18 protein-coding genes and 1 pseudogene are annotated in these 17,371 nt (G+C 66.4%); 13 read left to right on the plus strand and 6 right to left on the minus strand.

From position 1 onward, the window contains the following. Positions 1-56: 56 nt before the first annotated feature. The 7 genes from CXQ90_RS20360 (at position 57) to CXQ90_RS20390 (ending at position 8,679) form a co-directional block, all read left to right on the plus strand. Positions 57-530, plus strand: a complete 474-nt coding sequence (locus CXQ90_RS20360) for a MarR family winged helix-turn-helix transcriptional regulator (protein WP_104141184.1) — start codon at positions 57-59, stop codon at positions 528-530. 83 nt (positions 531-613) lie between these two features. Continuing rightward, positions 614-2,068 (plus strand): MFS transporter, encoded by a 1,455-nt coding sequence (locus CXQ90_RS20365; protein WP_104141168.1) that lies wholly within the window; start codon positions 614-616, stop codon positions 2,066-2,068. Between the two features lie 140 nt (positions 2,069-2,208). Then, entirely contained in the window at positions 2,209-3,774 is a 1,566-nt protein-coding gene (locus CXQ90_RS20370; protein ID WP_104141169.1) for an ABC transporter substrate-binding protein, read from the plus strand. A gap of 43 nt (positions 3,775-3,817) precedes the next feature. Continuing rightward, positions 3,818-4,759: an ABC transporter permease gene (locus tag CXQ90_RS20375; protein ID WP_104141170.1), complete on the plus strand. Its 942-nt coding sequence runs from the start codon at positions 3,818-3,820 to the stop codon at positions 4,757-4,759. Next, positions 4,752-5,597 (plus strand): ABC transporter permease, encoded by an 846-nt coding sequence (locus CXQ90_RS20380; protein ID WP_104141171.1) that lies wholly within the window; start codon positions 4,752-4,754, stop codon positions 5,595-5,597. The genes CXQ90_RS20375 and CXQ90_RS20380 overlap by 8 nt, the downstream gene beginning before the upstream one ends. After that, positions 5,590-7,251, plus strand: coding sequence for an ABC transporter ATP-binding protein (locus CXQ90_RS20385; RefSeq protein ID WP_104141172.1), 1,662 nt, complete (start codon positions 5,590-5,592; stop codon positions 7,249-7,251). Before CXQ90_RS20380 ends, CXQ90_RS20385 begins: the two co-directional genes overlap by 8 nt. A 15-nt stretch (positions 7,252-7,266) precedes the next feature. Continuing rightward, positions 7,267-8,679, plus strand: a complete 1,413-nt coding sequence (locus CXQ90_RS20390) for an MFS transporter (RefSeq protein ID WP_104141173.1) — start codon at positions 7,267-7,269, stop codon at positions 8,677-8,679. On the opposite strand, the gene CXQ90_RS20395 is transcribed toward CXQ90_RS20390, so the two are convergent. Next, a complete protein-coding gene (locus CXQ90_RS20395) occupies positions 8,587-9,510 on the minus strand; it encodes a DMT family transporter (RefSeq protein WP_104141174.1) in 924 nt (307 codons plus the stop codon). The two genes, CXQ90_RS20390 and CXQ90_RS20395, sit on opposite strands and share 93 nt — an antisense overlap. Before the next feature lie 70 nt (positions 9,511-9,580). Between CXQ90_RS20395 and CXQ90_RS20400 the strand changes: the two genes are divergently transcribed. Further along, positions 9,581-10,447, plus strand: a complete 867-nt coding sequence (locus CXQ90_RS20400) for a LysR family transcriptional regulator (RefSeq protein WP_104141175.1) — start codon at positions 9,581-9,583, stop codon at positions 10,445-10,447. Here the strand turns inward: CXQ90_RS20400 and CXQ90_RS20405 are convergent. Beyond that, complete coding sequence (locus CXQ90_RS20405) at positions 10,444-10,767, minus strand: hypothetical protein (protein WP_104141176.1); 324 nt, start codon at positions 10,765-10,767, stop codon at positions 10,444-10,446. The genes CXQ90_RS20400 and CXQ90_RS20405 overlap by 4 nt on opposite strands. Before the next feature lie 181 nt (positions 10,768-10,948). On the opposite strand from CXQ90_RS20405, the gene CXQ90_RS20410 reads away from it, so the two are divergent. The 3 genes from CXQ90_RS20410 (at position 10,949) to CXQ90_RS20420 (ending at position 13,082) form a co-directional block, all read left to right on the plus strand. Then, the gene (locus CXQ90_RS20410) at positions 10,949-11,884 is read left to right on the plus strand and encodes a 5'-3' exonuclease (protein WP_258064652.1); all 936 of its coding nucleotides are present in this window, start codon (positions 10,949-10,951) and stop codon (positions 11,882-11,884) included. Between the two features lie 103 nt (positions 11,885-11,987). Continuing rightward, the gene (locus CXQ90_RS20415) at positions 11,988-12,503 is read left to right on the plus strand and encodes an OsmC family protein (RefSeq protein WP_104141178.1); all 516 of its coding nucleotides are present in this window, start codon (positions 11,988-11,990) and stop codon (positions 12,501-12,503) included. Positions 12,504-12,713: 210 nt separating this feature from the next. Then, positions 12,714-13,082, plus strand: coding sequence for a hypothetical protein (locus tag CXQ90_RS20420; RefSeq protein ID WP_104141179.1), 369 nt, complete (start codon positions 12,714-12,716; stop codon positions 13,080-13,082). Positions 13,083-13,135: 53 nt separating this feature from the next. Here CXQ90_RS20420 and CXQ90_RS20425 read toward each other — a convergent pair whose 3' ends face one another. Beyond that, complete coding sequence (locus tag CXQ90_RS20425; protein WP_104141180.1) at positions 13,136-13,633, minus strand: NUDIX domain-containing protein; 498 nt, start codon at positions 13,631-13,633, stop codon at positions 13,136-13,138. A 94-nt stretch (positions 13,634-13,727) separates the two neighbouring features. Between CXQ90_RS20425 and CXQ90_RS20430 the strand changes: the two genes are divergently transcribed. After that, on the plus strand, positions 13,728-14,093 hold the full coding sequence (locus tag CXQ90_RS20430) for a VOC family protein (RefSeq protein ID WP_104141181.1): 366 nt from the start codon (positions 13,728-13,730) through the stop codon (positions 14,091-14,093). A gap of 24 nt (positions 14,094-14,117) precedes the next feature. Then, entirely contained in the window at positions 14,118-14,495 is a 378-nt protein-coding gene (locus CXQ90_RS20435; RefSeq protein WP_219816725.1) for a carboxypeptidase-like regulatory domain-containing protein, read from the plus strand. Positions 14,496-14,558: 63 nt separating this feature from the next. On the opposite strand, the gene CXQ90_RS22525 is transcribed toward CXQ90_RS20435, so the two are convergent. From CXQ90_RS22525 to CXQ90_RS20445, 3 genes and pseudogenes are all read right to left on the minus strand, one after another. Then, positions 14,559-14,732, minus strand: coding sequence for a hypothetical protein (locus tag CXQ90_RS22525; RefSeq protein WP_181038652.1), 174 nt, complete (start codon positions 14,730-14,732; stop codon positions 14,559-14,561). Between the two features lie 365 nt (positions 14,733-15,097). Then, the gene (locus CXQ90_RS20440) at positions 15,098-16,855 is read right to left on the minus strand and encodes a thiamine pyrophosphate-dependent enzyme (protein ID WP_104141183.1); all 1,758 of its coding nucleotides are present in this window, start codon (positions 16,853-16,855) and stop codon (positions 15,098-15,100) included. Between the two features lie 243 nt (positions 16,856-17,098). After that, positions 17,099-17,371, minus strand: a pseudogene (locus CXQ90_RS20445) (L-asparagine permease); the annotation flags it as partial.

Genomic DNA, 17,371 nt, shown 5'->3' on the forward strand with positions numbered 1-17,371 from the left:
GCCCCATGAAGCGCGCGATCCAGACACAGATTTCGTCCCGCGCCTATGCTTATGAAATGGAAAGTGTTGGCGCGGACGACGGGCCGGTGAAGTCTGTGGACCACCGGGCCCTGGCCGTCTCCGTCATCGACATTTCCTCCGACATCCGGCGCAAGTCGCACAACGACACCGGCGTCCGGCCCCTGTCGAACGGGGTGCTGGAAATCCTCCGGGTTATCGAAAGCCACCCGGGAATCACCGTTGCGGAAGTCGCCTCCCGTCTAGGCCGGCAGTTCAGCAATGTCAGCGTCCAGTTGCGTGAACTGGTCGCCGCCGGCCTGGTTACCCGCGCCCGCGACGCCGCCGATAAGCGCTACGTCGCCCTTCATCCCACGGCCGAGTCCCAGCGGATCAAGGCGCTCCTCGAAGGGGCCTGGGCCGACGCCTTGGCCTCCGCAAGCTCCCGCCTGCGGCCTGAAGAACGCGAGCACATAGCCGCCGCTCTTCCCTCCCTGCAGCGCCTCGCCGCACTCCTCGGCGAGCCCGAGTAACCCAATTCACCCCGCCAGTGTCCGTGAGCAGACGGATCAAGTAGTTATGCTTTTATAAGTATTACTACTTTGGAGGGAACAGCATGACGACACAGCTGACAGATGCAGCGACGCGGCAGGGGAGCGGGCTGAACGGTGGCTGGCGGGCACTGCCGTTCCTGGCTCTCGCACAGTTCATGGTGGTCCTGGACGGCACCATCGTGAACCTGGCACTGCCGCGTCTCCAGATCGAGATGGGCATCAGCGACTCCACGCGTTCCTGGGTGGTCACGGCATACGCGCTCGCGTTCGGCGCCTTCCTGCTGCTCGGCGGGCGGATTGCGGACTTCTGGGGACGCAAGCGGACCTTCATCGCGGCCACTGCCGGCTTCGCGGTGGCATCCCTGATCGGCGGCCTCGCGCAACAGCCTTGGGAACTGATCTCTGCACGGGCCCTGCAGGGCCTGTTCGCGGCGCTGCTGGCTCCTGCGGCCCTGGCGCTCCTGACCGTCGCTTTCCCGGGAGGCCGGGAACGCGGCACCGCCTTCGCGATCTTCGGCTCCATCAGCGGCTTGGGCGCCGCCCTTGGGGTCCTGCTCGGCGGCTTCCTCACTGAGCACGTGACGTGGCGCTGGTGCTTCTTCGTCAACGTGCCGATCGCCGTCCTTGCCCTTGCCGGTGTCTGGTTCCTTGTCGGCGAGAGCAAGGCCGAGGGGTCAACCAGGTACGACTGGCCCGGCGTCGTCCTGGCAGCCCTGGGACTGGGTTCCCTCGTCTACGGATTCACGAACGCCGAGCATGGCTGGGGCGCCCCCGAGGCCTGGGGATTCATCGCTGCCGGCGTCGTCATGCTGGTGCTGTTCGTCGTCGTCGAACGGAACACCGCACATCCGCTCCTGCCGCTGCGCGTGGCCACCGAACGCAACCGCGCGGCAGCTTTCCTGGCATCGTTCCTCTCCGGAGCAGTCCTCATCGGCGGCATCCTGTTCATCAACTTCTACATCCAAATCGTGCTGGGCTTCGCGCCGTTCCTCGCCGGGATTGCGTCCCTGCCCATGACGGTGGTGCTGATTATCACCGCCGGCCTGGTCGCCAAGAACCTGCCGCGGCTTGGGGCAAAAATCCCGACGGCGGCAGGTCCGGTCTTCATGGCGGCTGCCATGCTGTGGCTCACCCGCGTGAGCGCGGACGGCAGCTACCTCGGCGACATGCTGCCCGCGCTGCTTCTCATGGGGGCGGGGCTGGGCATGGTCTTCGTGCCGATGCAGAACCTCGCCCTGTTCGGAGTGGACAAAGATGACTCCGGAGTGGCCGGCGCACTGGTCAACGCCTCGCAGCAGATCGGGGGTTCCCTGGGCATCGCACTCTTTAGCACCCTTGCGGCCGCGGCCTCGGGCGGCGGCGTATCGCTGGCTGCGCTCAGTGCGGGCTATTCGGTTGTCTTCCTCTGGGCCGCCGGCGTTGCCGTACTGATCGTCCCGGTTGCCCTGCTGCTCATCAACATCGACCGCAAGACGTTCAGCGGGACCGGCGACGCCCCGCACATCCACATGGGCTGAGCCCGCTGTGTGCACGGAGGCCCTCCCGCCACTATTGTGACGGCTCTTCATTCGACGTTTTGGAGCTGAAAGTTAGGTTAGCCTAAACTACTCGTGGCCTTCATCGGCCATGACACTCTCGTCTGCCACGTCTGCAGGCAATGAATCAAGGTGGTTTCGTGCGCTTTTCCCTTCCGTCATCTCTGTCCCTTGGGCTCGTGGCGCTTCTGTCGCTGACGGGCTGCGGCTTCAGCGGCTCCTCAGCAGGAAGCAAGCAAGCGGCGGACACTGACCAGCGAATCGTCGTGGATAATTTCCGGGCTCCGGTAGCGAACTGGGCGCTGGAGAGCGACGCCGCCTACATTCTGTCCCTTTCCGGATGCCTCGAGACCTTGACCCGCTACGACGAGTCGCAGGGAAAGATCGTGCCGTCGTTGGCAACGGAGTGGAAGCAGGCCTCTCCTCTTGAGTGGGACTTCACCATCCGCGAAGGGGTCAAGTTCCAGGACGGCAGTGCGCTGACCGCCGGCGCTGTGGCCGGTTCCCTGCAGCACGTCCTCGGGGCGGCAGTCCCCGCCCGGGCGTTCAACCCCAAGGTGGTCAGCGGCGTCAAGGCCATCGATGACCGCACCGTGCGCGTCACCACCCCGACGGAGAGCCCGCTGGTTCCCTACCGCCTCGCGAGCGTCAACACCGGTGTTCTGGCCCCGGCGGCGTTCAAGGGCGAGACGGTGGACCCGTTCGGCCACTGCACCGGACCTTTCGAAGCGGTGTCAGAAAAGCCCAAGCAATCCCTCACCCTGGACCGCAACGAGGAGTACTGGGGCGGAGAGGTGCAGCTGGCCGGCGCCGAAATCCGGTTCATCACGGACGGGGCGGCCCGTGCCGCGCAGGTCCAGACGGGCGAAGCGGACGTTTCCCTGTCCATCCCCGTCTCCGGCCTCGCCGCACTGGAGGCGGACTCCAACGTCAAGGTCCTCAAAGCCGATTCGCCGAGGACAGCCACGCTGTACATGAACAACGGAAAGGCACCGTTCGACGACGTCGACTTCCGCAAGGCGGTCCGCTCGGCACTCGACCTGGATGCCCTTGCCTCGAGCGTCTATGAAGGCGCGGCCGTCGCGGCCAGCGGGCCCTTCGCCCCTTCCGAGCCCTGGGCCATTGAAGGGGCCGAGGCGCCGAAGAAGGACGTCGAAGCCGCCAAGAAGCTGCTCGCCTCCGCCGGCTACACCGCAGACCGGCCGCTGGAGATCGTTGCGATCGTCGAACGCGCGGAATTCGCGGACGTGGCCACCGTCATCCAGGACAACCTGAAGGCCGTGGGTGTTCCCGTGAAGATCCAGACCAAGGAATACGCCGCGGTGGAACCGGACCTGCTGGCCGGCAACTACGACATGGTGCTGAGCCAGCGCAACCGGCTGATCGACATCGCCGATCCCATCGGATTCCTGACGGCGGACTACACCTGCGACGGCAGCTACAACCTCAGCCACTTCTGCAACGAGGACTACGACGCGACGATCGCCAAGGCGGCCAAAACCGCGGACGCGGACGAGCGCTACCGCCTGTACGCAGAGGCAGGCCAGATCCTCCAGGACCAGGCCGTGAACGTGTGGCTCGTCAACGAGCAGGCAATTGACGCCGTCCGCGCCGACCTTCAGTCCCACGTCCAGGACCCCCTGTCCCGCTATGTGGTCAGGGCGGAAACGGCCAAGTCCGGATCCTGACCGTGACCGTCCCCGCTAATAGTCGAGAAGAACGGGCCCGGGAATGATGCCGTTCCTCGCCCGGAGAGCGGCGGCCCTGGTGGCCGCCGTTCTTCTGGCGTCCTTCACCGTCTTCCTCATCCCGTACGTGACTCCGGGGGACCCCGTCCGGAAGATCATCCGGTCCCGCGTGGCCGGAGACGTGATTGACGACTCCGCGGTGGACGCCTTGAGTCTCCAGCTGGGCCTCAACGACCCCCTGTGGACGCAGTACCTCCGCTGGCTGGGGCGGCTCAGCAGCGGCGACATGGGTTTGTCCTACACCAGCCGCACTCCGGTGGCCGAGCAGGTGCTGCCCGCACTCTGGATCACGCTCAGCCTGGTGGTGCTGGCCCTGGGCGCGGCGGCCGCCATCTCCGTGATCCTCGGTGTCACGGCCGCCCTACAGGAGGGACGCCCCGCCGACAAGGCCATCACCGCGGTCACCCAAGCGTTCATCGCGCTTCCCGAGTACTGGCTGGCACCGCTGTTTGTGCTGGTCTTCGCGCTGCAACTTTCCCTGCTGCCCTCGGCGGGATGGGAAGGACCGCACTCCGCAGTCCTGCCCGTGGCCGTGCTCGCCCTGCGGCCCACCAGCTACTTCACCTCGGCGGTGCGCGAGGGAGTGCTGGAGGCGCTGAGCGCGGAGCACGTTGCGGCCGCGCGAAGCCGGGGACTCTCCCACCTCCAAACCGTATGGAAGCATGTGATCCCCAACGGCCTGCTGCCGCTCACCACGCTGGTGGCGGTGTGGTTCGCGGGGCTGCTGGGCGGGTCCGTCATCGTCGAGGTCATCTTCGCGATTCCGGGCATGGGACGCTTGCTGTTCGACGGCGTCCTGAACAGCGACATTCCCCTGGCGCAGGGAGCGGTGGTGGTCGTCGTCGGGCTGGCCGTCCTGCTGACCACGGCCGCGGACCTCGTCCATGGCCTCCTTAACCCCCAGATCAGGATGAGCCATGCGTAAACTGCCCGTCCACGTCCGGGCCGCCGGGGCGGTTCTGCTTCTCATCGTGCTGTCCGTAGCCCTGGCCGCATGGATCGCGCCCTACCCGCCGGCGGAACAAAACCTTGCCGCCAGGCTGGCCGCGCCGGACGCCGCACACTTGCTCGGCACGGACCATCTGGGCCGGGACACGCTGAGCCGGTTGCTCGACGGCGGTCAGTTCTCGTTGACCATCGCCGCCCTGGCCACGGTGCTGACGGCCGTCACCGGCACTGCGGTGGGCGTGCTCAGTGCCCGCCGGCGGGGCTGGCTGGATGAGTTTTTCACCCGCACCAACGATGTCCTGCTGGCGATGCCGGAGATGGTTGTGGCACTGTTCCTGGTGGCCGCGCTTGGCACCGGCTACCCCTCCCTGCTGCTGGCCCTCACCGTGACAGGCTGGACGCCCTTCGCCCGGCTCGCCCGCGCACTCGCCTACGACGTGTCGGCCCGCGGGTTCATCGAGGCGGCCAAGGTGGTGGGCTGCCCGCCCTCATTCATCGTCCTCAGGCACATCCTGCCCCACCTCGCCGGGCCGCTGCTCGGACAGGCCACGCTCCGGTTCGGGCAGTTCCTGATCAACGTTGGCGCGCTCTCCTATCTGGGGCTCGGAGTGCAGCCGCCGCAGTCGGACTGGGGATCGATGCTCGCCGCAGCCCAGCCGTACGCGGTGCGGGCACCGTTGACCATCCTCGTCCCCGGCCTGGTGATCTTCGCCGTCGCTCTCTGCGTCACCCTCATCGGGCAGCATGTGTCCCGCGTGACTGGCAGCCGCCTGTTGCTGTCAACCGTTCCTTCACGGGCGGTGGCGCATGCCTGAGGGCCTGATCATCGAAAAACTGCGCGTCGGCCACCGGGCAGACTCCCGGCAGGGCTCTCCGACGCCGATCCTGTCCGAGATGGACCTCTCCGTGGCGCCCGGAGAGTTTGTGGCCCTGGTGGGAACCTCGGGAAGCGGCAAGACGATGACCGCCCTCTCTGTCCTGGGCCTGCTGCCGCCCCAGATCCATGTGGAGTCCGGATCGATCCGGTTGGGCGGAACGGATCTGAGGGCGGCGGGCGAGGCGGAGCTGAACCGGGTGCGCGGCGGCCGGATCGGCATGCTGTTCCAGCAGCCCAAGCGGATGTTCAACCCCCGGAGGACCATCGGCAACCATCTGGCCGAGCCGCTGCAGCTTCATCGCAGGCTGCGGGGACGCAGCGCCAGGATGCAGGCGCTGGATCTGCTGGCGGAAGCAGGATTCGAGGATCCGGCGTGGTGTGCCCGCGCCTATCCGCACCAGCTGTCCGGAGGCATGGCCCAGCGCGCCATGCTCGCCGTCGCCATGGCCGGGCGGCCCGAACTGTTGCTTGCGGATGAGCCGACCTCCGCCCTCGACAAAGTGCTCGAGCTGCAGATCCTGGAGCTGATCGGCCGGCAAAGGCACAGCCACGGGCTGGGCGTCCTATACATCACCCACGACCTCGCGACTGTATCCGCCTTCGCCGACCGCGTGGTGGTGATGGAAGCCGGCAGCGTTCAGGAGTCAGGCCCCGTCAGAACGGTCCTGGACTCACCCCGGACCACATGCACCAAAGACCTGTTGCGGGCCTCGGCTCTCCCCGCGGCTCCGGCACCCTCGGATATCCCGTCGCGCACGATCCTGGACCTGCAGGGTGTCACCAAGCGGTTCCGGTCAACGCGTCGCGGCGCCCGGCCGGCTCTGGAGGGTGTCTCGCTCGACTTCCGGGAAGGCGAGATCCTCGGAATCCTGGGGCAATCCGGATCCGGCAAAAGCACCCTGGCGCGGCTGATCCTCGGGCTTGAAACGCCCGAAAGCGGAAGCATCACCCGGTTCCCCGGCACGAAGCACAACCGGGCCGGGATAACCGGCACGGAAGTTCAGCTCGTCTTCCAGGAGCCGCACGACGTTTTCGACCCGCGCATGAAGCTCCGCACCAGCCTGGAAGCTCCGCTGCTGCAGCGCCCGGACTGCACGGCCGAGGACCGCACTGCGCGCATCGTTGAGGTTGTTCGGGAGGTTGAACTCGACCCTGCGCTGCTGGACAGGTACCCCAGCCAATGCTCGGGAGGCCAGCTCCAGCGGCTCACGATCGCCAGGGCGCTTCTGCTGGAACCAGCGGTCTTGATCTGCGACGAAGCCACGTCGGCCCTGGACGCGGTGACGCAACGCAAGGTCCTTGACCTGCTGCTGCGCCTGCACCGCGACCGCCAGCTCTCCCTGATCATGATCTCCCACGACATGAATGTCATCCGATACATGAGCCACAGGGTGGCCGTACTCTTTCAAGGCGCCTTGGTCGAGGTGGCACCCACAGCAGAGTTTTTCGCCCGTCCCCGGCACGGGCACAGCAAAGAGCTCGTCGCGGCGGCTCTCCCCGTCCCGCAGGCGGCCAGGGCATGCCAGCACGTTGCAAGCACCATCCGGGTTCCTGGCGTCCGCGACCTGGTCGGCAGCCCGGATGCAAGGTGAAAGTGCCACTGATCCATGCCATTTAGTTCGACGCCCTTGAGCCGCTACCGGGCTGAAACGCGGACCCTGCTGGGCGCCCAGCTCGTTTTCAACCTCGGCTTCTACGCAGTCATTCCCTTTCTTGCCGGCGCCATGGGCGACGAGTACGGCTTGGACGCCGCCGCCGTCGGGCTTGTCCTTGGCGCCCGCACTTTCAGCCAGCAGGGGATGTTCCTGGTGGGCGGCCTGCTGGCCGACCGGTGGGGCGCCCGCCGGGCGATCCTGATCGGATGCCTCGTCCGCATCGCCGGCTACGCCGCCCTGGCGGCAGCCTCCAATTTCAGTTTGTTCCTCCTCGGCGCAGTGCTCACCGGAGCCGGCGGAGCCCTGTTCTCCCCGGCCCTGGAGTCCCAGCTGTCCCGGGCAGACCGCGTGACCGAACACTCCGTGGCCGAAGGCTCAAAGCCCGAAGGCTCCAAACCCGAAGGCTCCAAACCGGCCGGGAAGAAGGGCCGGTGGTCGGTTTTCGTCTGGCTGGCGATCACCGGCGAGATCGGTGCGCTGGCCGGCCCGCTGCTGGGCGCCTTCCTGCTGGGCTGGGGATTCGATGCCGCGCTGACCCTCGGCATAGGGATCTTCAGCGCCGTGACGGTGCTGCTGTGGTTCCGCCTCCCCGCCAATACGCCGCGCAAGCCCCACAAAAAGCGTGCACCGGGGCCGGACGCCCCACACGGGGCACTCGGTTGCCTGCGGAACAGGCGCTTCGTCCTGTTCTGCCTGCTGGCCAGCACCAACATGCTCGCCTACAACCAGCTTTACTTCGCCGTTCCCCTCGAGCTGGGCCGTCGCGGTCTGGATGGGTCGTGGCTGGCCATGCTCTTCCTGCTGGCATCCGTCCTGACGCTGGTCCTGCAACTGCCGGTCTCGGCGACCGGCCAACGGCTGGGGCCGGGCCGCGCGTTGTCGGTTGGGTTCGTGCTGCTGGGCGGGGCATTTGTCGCGGCCGCGCTGACGGCAGAGCCCGCCGGATCCTCCAGCAACTCGATAGCCCCGCTGGCGGGCACCATCACGCTCCTGATCCTGGGCCACATGCTGATCACTCCGACCATCCTGTCCCTGATCCCGAAGTTCGTCCCGGCAGACCTCGCGGGGCAAGGGCCCGCGTCCGGGCGGGGCGCCTACTACGGGTTGGCGGCGACCTGCGGCGGTGTCTCCGTGCTGGCGGGCAACGCCGTGATGGGGCAGCTGCTGGACCTGACCGATCGGCTCGGCTGGTGGCCGGGCACCCCGTGGGCGCCGCCCGTCCTGCTCGCACTCCTGGCCGCGATGGCACTCCCTCGGGTCCTGCGAACGGACTCACGGCCTGCCCCGGCCCCTTACCTGTCGTCGGTTATGTCCGGCCAGCAGAATGGCCGCCGCGTTGGTGGCGACGATCAGGACGATACCTAGCCATTCATGCATGGCCAGGATCTGGCCCAGCACCACCATCCCCGAGAGGGCTGCGAGGAGGGGGTTGATGCTCATATACACGCCGAAGAATGCCGGCCGAACGTGACGGAGTGCAACGAGGTCCGCGGCATAGGGGATGACAGAGCAGAGCACTCCGGCAATGACCGAAAACAACAGTGCCGGACCGGCCAATGACCCCTCCGAGAGGAGATACCCGGCCACCGGCAGGTAGAACACCATGGAGACCAGGGTCGCAACTGCCGGACCCTGGAGACCGGGCAGACGCTGGCCGACCACCCTGTTGAGCAGGATGTAGGCACCCCAGCAGGCGGCCCCCACTGCCGCGATTCCAATGCCAAGGTAGTCGCTGGAAGGTCCGGGCAGCACAAGGACGTAAACCCCGACGCCGGCACTCACCGCGCACAGCACGTCGAGTTTGGATCTGGATCGCATGAGGGCGATGGCCAGGGGGCCAAGAAATTCCAAGGTGACGGCCAGGCCCAGCCCGATGCGCTGTATGGCGACGTAGAGGCATATGTTCATGACCGCGATCGTTCCGCCCAGCAGGAGCGCAGGCCACCACTGTTTCCATGTGAGGCGATGCAGGGGAGGCCGGGCCGCCGGCAGGAGCACGGCCGCGGCGACGAGTTGCCGCACGGCAACCACGCCCGCCGGTCCAAGCGTCGGAAATGCGTGGGCTCCGATGCCCGCGCCGATCTGGCTGCTGACACCGCTGCCCGTCATGGTCAGCAGGCCGCCGAGAATTCGGGATTTGGGTTGTGTTGTTTGACGGTCGTCCCGGCCGAAGCCGTGCTCTGCGTATGCCTCCATAACCCCAAAGTGTGGAGGCAATTCTTGAAACCAATAAATGCCTCCGCTGCTTGTTCTATACGATGACCGTATGAATCTTGAGTTGCGCCATCTTCGGTCGCTCGTAGCCGTTGACGACGCCCGGACGTTCACCGACGCAGCCATCGGTTTGGGAACTACGCAGGCAAGCATCTCCCGATCTGTCGCGGCGCTGGAACGTACCCTGGGAGTGCGAGTTTTCCAGAGAACCACGCGCAGCGTGACCCCGACGGCGGCCGGGAAACGGATCATTGAACACGCGCGGCGGGTCCTGGACGAAGCGAAGTTACTGGAAGAGGCTGCGAGGGATCATGCCGGCGAGCTCAGGGTCGGCTACGCCTGGTCGGCGCTGGGCAGCAGGACCATCGCCCTGCAGCGCCGCTGGGAGGAGGCGAACCCCGGGGTTCAACTGATCTGGGTCCAGTCGAGTTCGCCGGCGGCCGGCCTGGCGGGTGGATCCGTCGATCTCGCCGTGGTCCGGCGAGAGCTCAATGACCCGCGCTTCACTGAAACCCTGGTGGGCACGGAACGCCGTTATGCCGCCGTGGCCGCCACGGATCCTCTGGCCCGCAGGCGGTTCCTGCGCATGGCGGACTTCACGGGGCGGACGATCGCCGTCGACAGCCGCACCGGCACCACGGCCGAAGATCTTTGGGGCCCGGAGGCCAGGCCTTCCTCCGTCCGCCCCGTCCAGGGCGTCGACGATTGGCTCACGCTGATCGCGACAGGCAAGGCCATCGGCATGTCCTCCGAGGCGACGGCCTCCCAGTACCCACGGCCCGGGGTGGTCTACAAAACAGTCCGCGACGCGCCACCGATATGCGTGTTCCTTGCAGCCTGGAAGGACGACCCGTCAATCCTTATTGCCGAGTTCGCGCGACTGGCCCGGCAAGCTTTTGCCGAAGCTCCACTACCCTAAACTTCCGTGGGGGCTTCGCCTGCGGCGGCCACCCGATGCGTCCCGCCTGATGACGGGGCAGTCCGGATGCGTGGGTCGCGAAGATGGTCCAGCAGCGCCTTCTCCGGGTTCCCGGGATTTTCCGCCAGGTGCTTCAGGAGTCCGTCGCGAACTTCCGGACGCACCGGTGCAGATTCTGAGAGAACGTCGAGGATGATGTCGATGATCTGGTCGCGAAGGGCCGTGCCGCCGGCAGCGTCGGGCGCAACCGGGCCGGACTCGGGGAGATCCTGTGCACTGCCGCCGGCAGCTTCCTGCATGGCGTGAAACTTTGTGGGCATACCGGCTCCTTCCTAAGCCTTACACGCTGGTCCTGCCAACTGCTTCCATGATGAACGCCCAGTCTGAGTCGAGGGTGAGACTTGTCTGAGAGTCTTCTCATCGTCGGCCACAAAGGGGCGATGGCCAACACCACACCGTGCCGGTCCACCGCGAGCAGGCGCATCCGTGTCAGGATCGGTTATGCCCCGCCTGATGCTCCTCGACACTGCCTCGCTGTACTTTCGCGCCTTCTACGGCCTGCCCGACACGATCCGCCGCGCCGACGGCACCCCGGTGAACGCCGTGCGCGGGCTGCTGGACATGATCGCGCGGCTCACCACCGACTACGGAGCGACGCATCTGGTGGCGTGCTGGGACGACAATTGGCGGCCGCAGTGGCGGGTCGACCTCATTCCGACCTACAAGTCGCACCGGGTGGCGGAAGTGGTGGCCGGTGCCCCCGATGTGGAGGTCGTGCCGGACGCGCTCGAGGCGCAGCTACCGATGATCCGCCGGGTGCTCGACCTCGCCGGCATCGCCGTCGTCGGGGCTGCTGAACACGAAGCCGACGACGTCGTCGGCACCTATGCCAGCCATGCCGAGTATCAGGTCGACGTGGTGACGGGCGACCGCGACCTGTTCCAGATCATCGACGACGACCGGCAGGTGCGGGTGATATACACCGCGCGCGGCATGAGGAACCTGGAGGTCATTACGGACGCGGCCGTCGTCGGCAAGTACCGAGTGCTGCCCGCACAGTATGCCGACTACGCGACCCTCCGTGGCGATGCCTCCGACGGGCTGCCGGGCGTCGCAGGGATCGGCGAGAAGACCGCCGCATCGCTGCTCGGCCAGTACGGCACCCTCGACGCGCTGCTCGAGGCGGCGGCTGATCCGGGCAGCGGGCTGTCCGCCTCCGTGCGGTCAAAGCTGGCCGCGGCCGCCGACTATCTCACCGTCGCGCCAACCGTCGTGAAGATCGTCCGTGATCTCGAGCTGCCCACGCTTGAGGAGGCGGGCGCGGAGCTGCACCCCGTCGCCGGCGACTCGCGCGCCGAACTCGAGCGCCTCGCCACCGAGTGGAACCTCGGCGGTTCGGTCAAACGCCTCCTCGACGCACTCGACCTGCGTCGCTGAGGGCGGGAAGCCCGCCCTGCCCCGGGGCATTCCCTCCTGCCGCGGCCCGGTGTACTCTTGCCTGCGTCCGAACCGGATTCTGTGGCGGAAGCAGGGTGCAACCATGGCGCAGTCGGAAATAGCCCAGGCGATCAGTAGGTCCCGGCAGTACCTGATGGAGAGTCCGGAGAAGGCGCGCTCCCGCGACTCGAAGGCCACTGCAGTGCTGGATGACGGACTCCGCGTGCGCGTTGACGGCCCGCGCGGCTGGTCCTTGGTGACGGATATGGCGCCAGGCGTCGGCGGACAGGGTTCCGCGCCTCCGCCTGGATGGATGCTGCGCGCTGCCAGTGCCGCTTGCCTCGCCTCACTCATCGCCATGCGTGCTGCAGAGACGGGGGTGACGCTAACCCTCCTGGAAGTCGAGGTGGACAGCGAATCAGATAACCGCGGGCTGCTGGGACTCGACGACGGCATTCCGGCGGGGCCGCTGGGTCTGCGCACAGTAGTGCGGGTTGCAGCCGAGAACGCCGCCGAGGCCAGCCTCCACGCCATGGTTCGCTGGGCAGATGAGCACTCTCCCGTCGACGACGCCGTCCGCCGCGCGGTCCCGGTGGACCTGGCTATTGTGGTTGGCTGAACAATCACCTAGACAACTGAGACAGACCGGTCTGTCTCGGCTCGTTCGACTTAGCAATTTCCTCTAGTCGGCACGCGTGCACGTGGGTAGACTCCGCAGTGTCGCTCCCCGGATCGGCGGCGCCGGGATCCGACGGCCCGATCAACGAGCGGTCTGCGCAGCGGAGGCATTTCCGAAAAACGGCTGGACCGCGGAAGCCAGGAGCAAGTCATGAACAGGGTTGAAAAAGGCGTGGTTAATGCAGCTCTGGTCGCAGGCCTCGTGGGCGGTGGCATCTACCTCGCCATGGGCGGACCCGTCAGTGCGTCGTCGTCGAATCAAACGGACAGCCGGTCGGCAGCTCAAGGAGGTCACCAGGCCAACGGGATCACAGAGCAGCTGCTGACAGGGACCGTAGCCGCCAAGGTTAAGGCGGCTGCCATTGCGGCAAATCCCGGGGCAACGGTGCAGCGCGTCGAGACCGACGCCGAGGGCGCCGCCTACGAGGCGCACATCATCAAGGCCGACGGCTCGCGGGCAACCGTGAAGCTTAACGCTGCATTCGCCGTCACCGCCACCGAGTCGGGACGCGGACACTAGAAGAGACGACGACGGCGGCCGGACGACGGCGGGAGGTCCCGCCGTCGTCCGGCCTACTTTGGTGCAGTGCCCCGAGCAGTGCCCTGTTCACCGATGTGCTCGCCGAGCGCGTCAAGGATCGGCAACTGCCCCTTCACCAACTTGATGCGGGCTTCGGATTCCGGAAACCACCTCGCGGCATCGATTTCGGGGTAGTCCTGCACCACGCCCGATCCCTTCGGCCATTCCAGCGAAAACGTGTTGCTCACAATTTGCTCGGGCTGGAAGTCCGCCTCAGCCGCGAAGGCCGTGATGAGCTTGCCTGAGGGCTGTCGGAATGTCCCGAGCTGCAGGTAGTCCGCGGGCGGTGCGGGCGTGCCCATTTCCTCGGCGAATTCACGCAGCGCGGCAACCAGCGGATCCTCGGCTTCGAGGTACTCGCCCTTGGGAATGGACCAGGCGTGGGTGTCCTTGCGGGCCCAGAACGGCCCGCCCATGTGCGCAATCCAGACCTCCAGCTGTAATTCCGGGGTCCGCCGGTACAGCAGGATGCCTGCGCTTCTAACAGTCATTTGCCCTCCACGTCCCAAGGTTATCGGCAACCATTGTGCCCCGGGGTATTCGGCTCTATGGTGAGGGCGTTCTCATCCAAGACCAGGAGGGGCGATGTCCGGCGAGCCAGTGTTTTTTGAAATCGGCGTGGACGATCCGCAGCGGGGCAAGGCGTTCTACGGGGAGCTCTTCGGCTGGGACTTAACCCCGGGACCCTCCGGCGGGGGAGGATTCATGATCGGCACGCCGGGGATCCCCGGCGGCATGCACGGCGGGGACGCCGGCGCGGTGCCCTACGTCTTCTTCCGGGTGGACGACATGGACACTGCCCTGGACCGGGTGCGGGAGCTCGGCGGCTCGGTGGATGATCCCGAACTCCGGGATGACACGAGTGCCGGGGAGTACGGAAGGTTCAAGCTCTGCAAGGACGACCAGGGCTCGGCCTTTGGACTCCACGAACCGCCAAAGCCCTCAGCCTAGGCCCCCGCCGCGGACGAATCGTTGTTGGTTAGCTTGACTGGCTCCCGCAGGATTTGGCTGGCCGCCGCTGCTTTGCTCTTGTGCGGGTGCGGCATTGGCAACCCCTCCGGCGAGGTCTCCGGCAAGGTCCTGTCCGGACCGTCCTGCCCCGTTGAGCGCGTCGGTGAGGAGTGTCCGCCCCGCGCCGTGTCAGGCGCCGAGGTGGTCGCACTCGACGGAGAAGCAGTCCGGGGCTCAACGCTCACGGACGCTTCGGGGGCTTTCCATCTCACTTTGCCTGAGGGCCGGTACGTCATCAGAGCCACCAACGTAGGCGGCTATGCTTCGACGGCCAGCGAGCAGGTAGTGATTTCGGATGCCCCGGTGAGCGTCACACTGATTGTTGACAGCGGGATCCGCTAACGCCAGCGGACGACGGCGGGGACCCCCGCCGTCGTCCGCTCGCGTTTACTGGCGCGAAGCGGCCTAGCGGTTCAGGCTGACCGTAAAGGTGTTCGGCCCGCTGCAGGTGACCGCGATGCTGTGCTTGGGGGCGTTGGCCCGGGTGGAAAGGTCATGCACGGCTGCCTCCAGTGTGTGGTCAATAGCAGACCGGTCCCAGATTTTCAGCGTTACGGAGTCAGTGGTTTCGAACGTCATTATTCGGTGCCTCATTCATAAATTCGGTCATGGGTGTTCGCGTCAGTGCGAAAGCCCGGAACAGTTCAATCCGTGAACGGTCGGAGACCTTGTGCAGCTCGGTTGAGCTCACTGGTTTGGCCTCGTTGCGTCCACCAGGTTGGGTTTAACTTTGCTTCTCAGCCGCTGAGTCTTCTGTGCGCAAGAGTGAACGTCAGGGCCGTGCCGGCCGGGAAATCGTGTTCTCGACCGTCCATTCCATGATGCCCGGCGGGGCGATTGCGTCTCAAGCGGATTTCCGATCATTGCAGGTGAGACTCATCACAACGTGCTGGAGGGCTCCGATGGGAGCCACCTTTTCGCGGGTCCGCCGCGGCGCCGGTCGGTCAGTAGGCTTTGACGCGTTGTTCGACGATGAGGTGGATCAGGGCAAACACCCCGCTCCGATCGATGGCCTCGAACGCGGCGTCGAGGGCCGCTGGTACGTCCTTGTCCTGGGTGACCGTGACGCCGAAACCGCCGAAGGCCCGGGCCATAAGGCCGAAGTCGGGGTTCTTGAGCTGCGTACCGGAGACGCGGGACGGGTAGTGGCGTTCCTGGTGGGTGCGGATGGTGCCGTACTCCTGGTTGTCCATCACGATGATCAGCGGCGTGGCGCCGTACTGGGCCGCGGTGGCTAACTCCTGGCCGTTCATGAGGAATTCCCCGTCGCCGGCAATGGTGACCACCCGGCGCCGCGGGCTGGCCAGCGACGCTGCGATGGCCGAGGGCACGGAGTAGCCCATGGAGCCGTTTCTGGCGCTGATCATCGAGGCGTAGCGCCGGGTGGGGAAGTACCGGTGCGCCCAGTTGGTGTGCTCGCCAGCGCCGAACGTCACCATTGCGTCCTCGGGCAGCCGCGGGACCAGGTTGGCCATGAGCGTGTCCATCCTTGCCGGTCCCTCGCCGGGCGTGGCTGACGGCAGGCCGGCGAAAGACGCCTGCTCGGCGCGCATCCTGCCCGTCCACGCCTTCCACTCCTCCTTCACAGGCAGGTCGATGCCAGCGAGATCCCGGACGAAGGCGTCAGGCTTCGCCACTATCTGCCGCGAGACCGGACCGGAGCGGCCGCGCAGCGAGGGATCTATGGTCACCAGGAAGTTCTTCTTGTTCCAGTCCTGCCGGCAGACAAATCCGTCCGTGATCACGTCCCCCGGGACCGTGCCGACGAAAACGAGCAGGTCAGTTTCCTCCAGCAGGTCGTAGGTGGGGCGGGGGCGGCCGTAGCCGATCGGACCGACGTAGGACGGCGAATCGCAGGAGACGGTTCCCTGCGTGCGCCATTCCGCGGCGGCCGGGATGTGGTGCTTTTCGAGCCAGCCCGTGAGCTGGTGGGCTGCTTCCTGGGTCCAGTCGTTGCCGCCGGTGACAAACAGCGGCTTCGAGGAGTTGGCCAGTGCTGCGGCGAGTGCCTTGGCATCCGTGGTGCTCATTCCGCCCGCGGCCACCGGGATGGCGGGGTGCAGGGCCGGATCCACGTGCTGCCGGATGATGTCTTCCGGCAGGCCCACCACAACGGGACCCGGCCGTCCGTTCATGGCCGCGAACATCGCTTCCGCCACGATCTCGGACGCCCGCTCGGCATGGTCAAGGACCATGACGCGTTTGGCACCCGTGTCGAACCAGGCCTTGATATCGAATTCCTGGAACGCTTCGCGGTCACGGTGGGCAAAGGGGATCAGCCCGACGAAGAGCAACATTGGGGTGGAGTCCTGCCAGGCGGTGTGCAGCCCGACATGGGCGTTGGCCGCGCCAGGCCCCCGGGTGACCATGGCTACGCCGGGACGCTGGTTCATCTTGCCGTCAGCCTCGGCCATGTAGGCGGCGCCGCCTTCATGTCGGCAGACCACTGTGTCGATGTCAGAGCCGTGCAGCCCGTCCAGCACATCCAGGAAGCTCTCGCCGGGAACAATGTAGGTGCGTTCGACGCCGTGGGCCACGAGGGAATCAACAATCACGTGCCCGGCGGATTTCAGGGCGCTGCTGCCTTTCAGGTTCGCCGCGATAGTCGATGGGATGGGCTGTACGGGGTCGTGCTTGATGATGCCGCCTTCGAAAGGCTGCGTGTGGGTTACGGTCATGGCTGATGCGGACTCCGTTGTCATCACTACTTGTCTTCTTCGGTTGGGTGTTGGTTTACGGGCGTTGGGTGCAGGCGCCGGTGGCGCCTAGTCGGTTTCCGGCCCGGTGCAGAAGAAGCAGCCGTCCTCGCAGCTGTCGTTCGTCTGGCTGTCCGTGGTCGGCCGGTGGTGCTGAAGGCTCAGCAGGTTTCGTCGGTTCATGGCGGGCTTTCGGTCGGTTGTTAGGGCGGTCTAGGGGTGTGGAAACCGGGACGGCCGCGGGACTTGCTACCGGATTGGAGTCCGGTTTGCGACCACGGGGGACATCCCCGTGAAGCCCTCGCGGGTTTCGGCGATTTCGTGGATCCGCTTCCGGCAGGCGTACCAGCCGGCGACCATGAGGGCGCAGGCCGCCAGGGTCACCAGTAGCGTGAGCGGGGAGTCGATGAACACCATGACCAGCACGCCCACCAGGAACAGCAGGGAGAGGTAGCCGGTGTAGGGGGCGCCGAACATCCGGAAGGACGGGCGCTTCAGCCAGCCCTTGTCCGCCCAGCGCTG

Origin of the sequence: Arthrobacter sp. ZGTC131 (genome assembly GCF_002929275.1) — a bacterium.
In the GTDB taxonomy this organism is placed as follows: Bacteria; Actinomycetota; Actinomycetes; order Actinomycetales; family Micrococcaceae; genus Arthrobacter.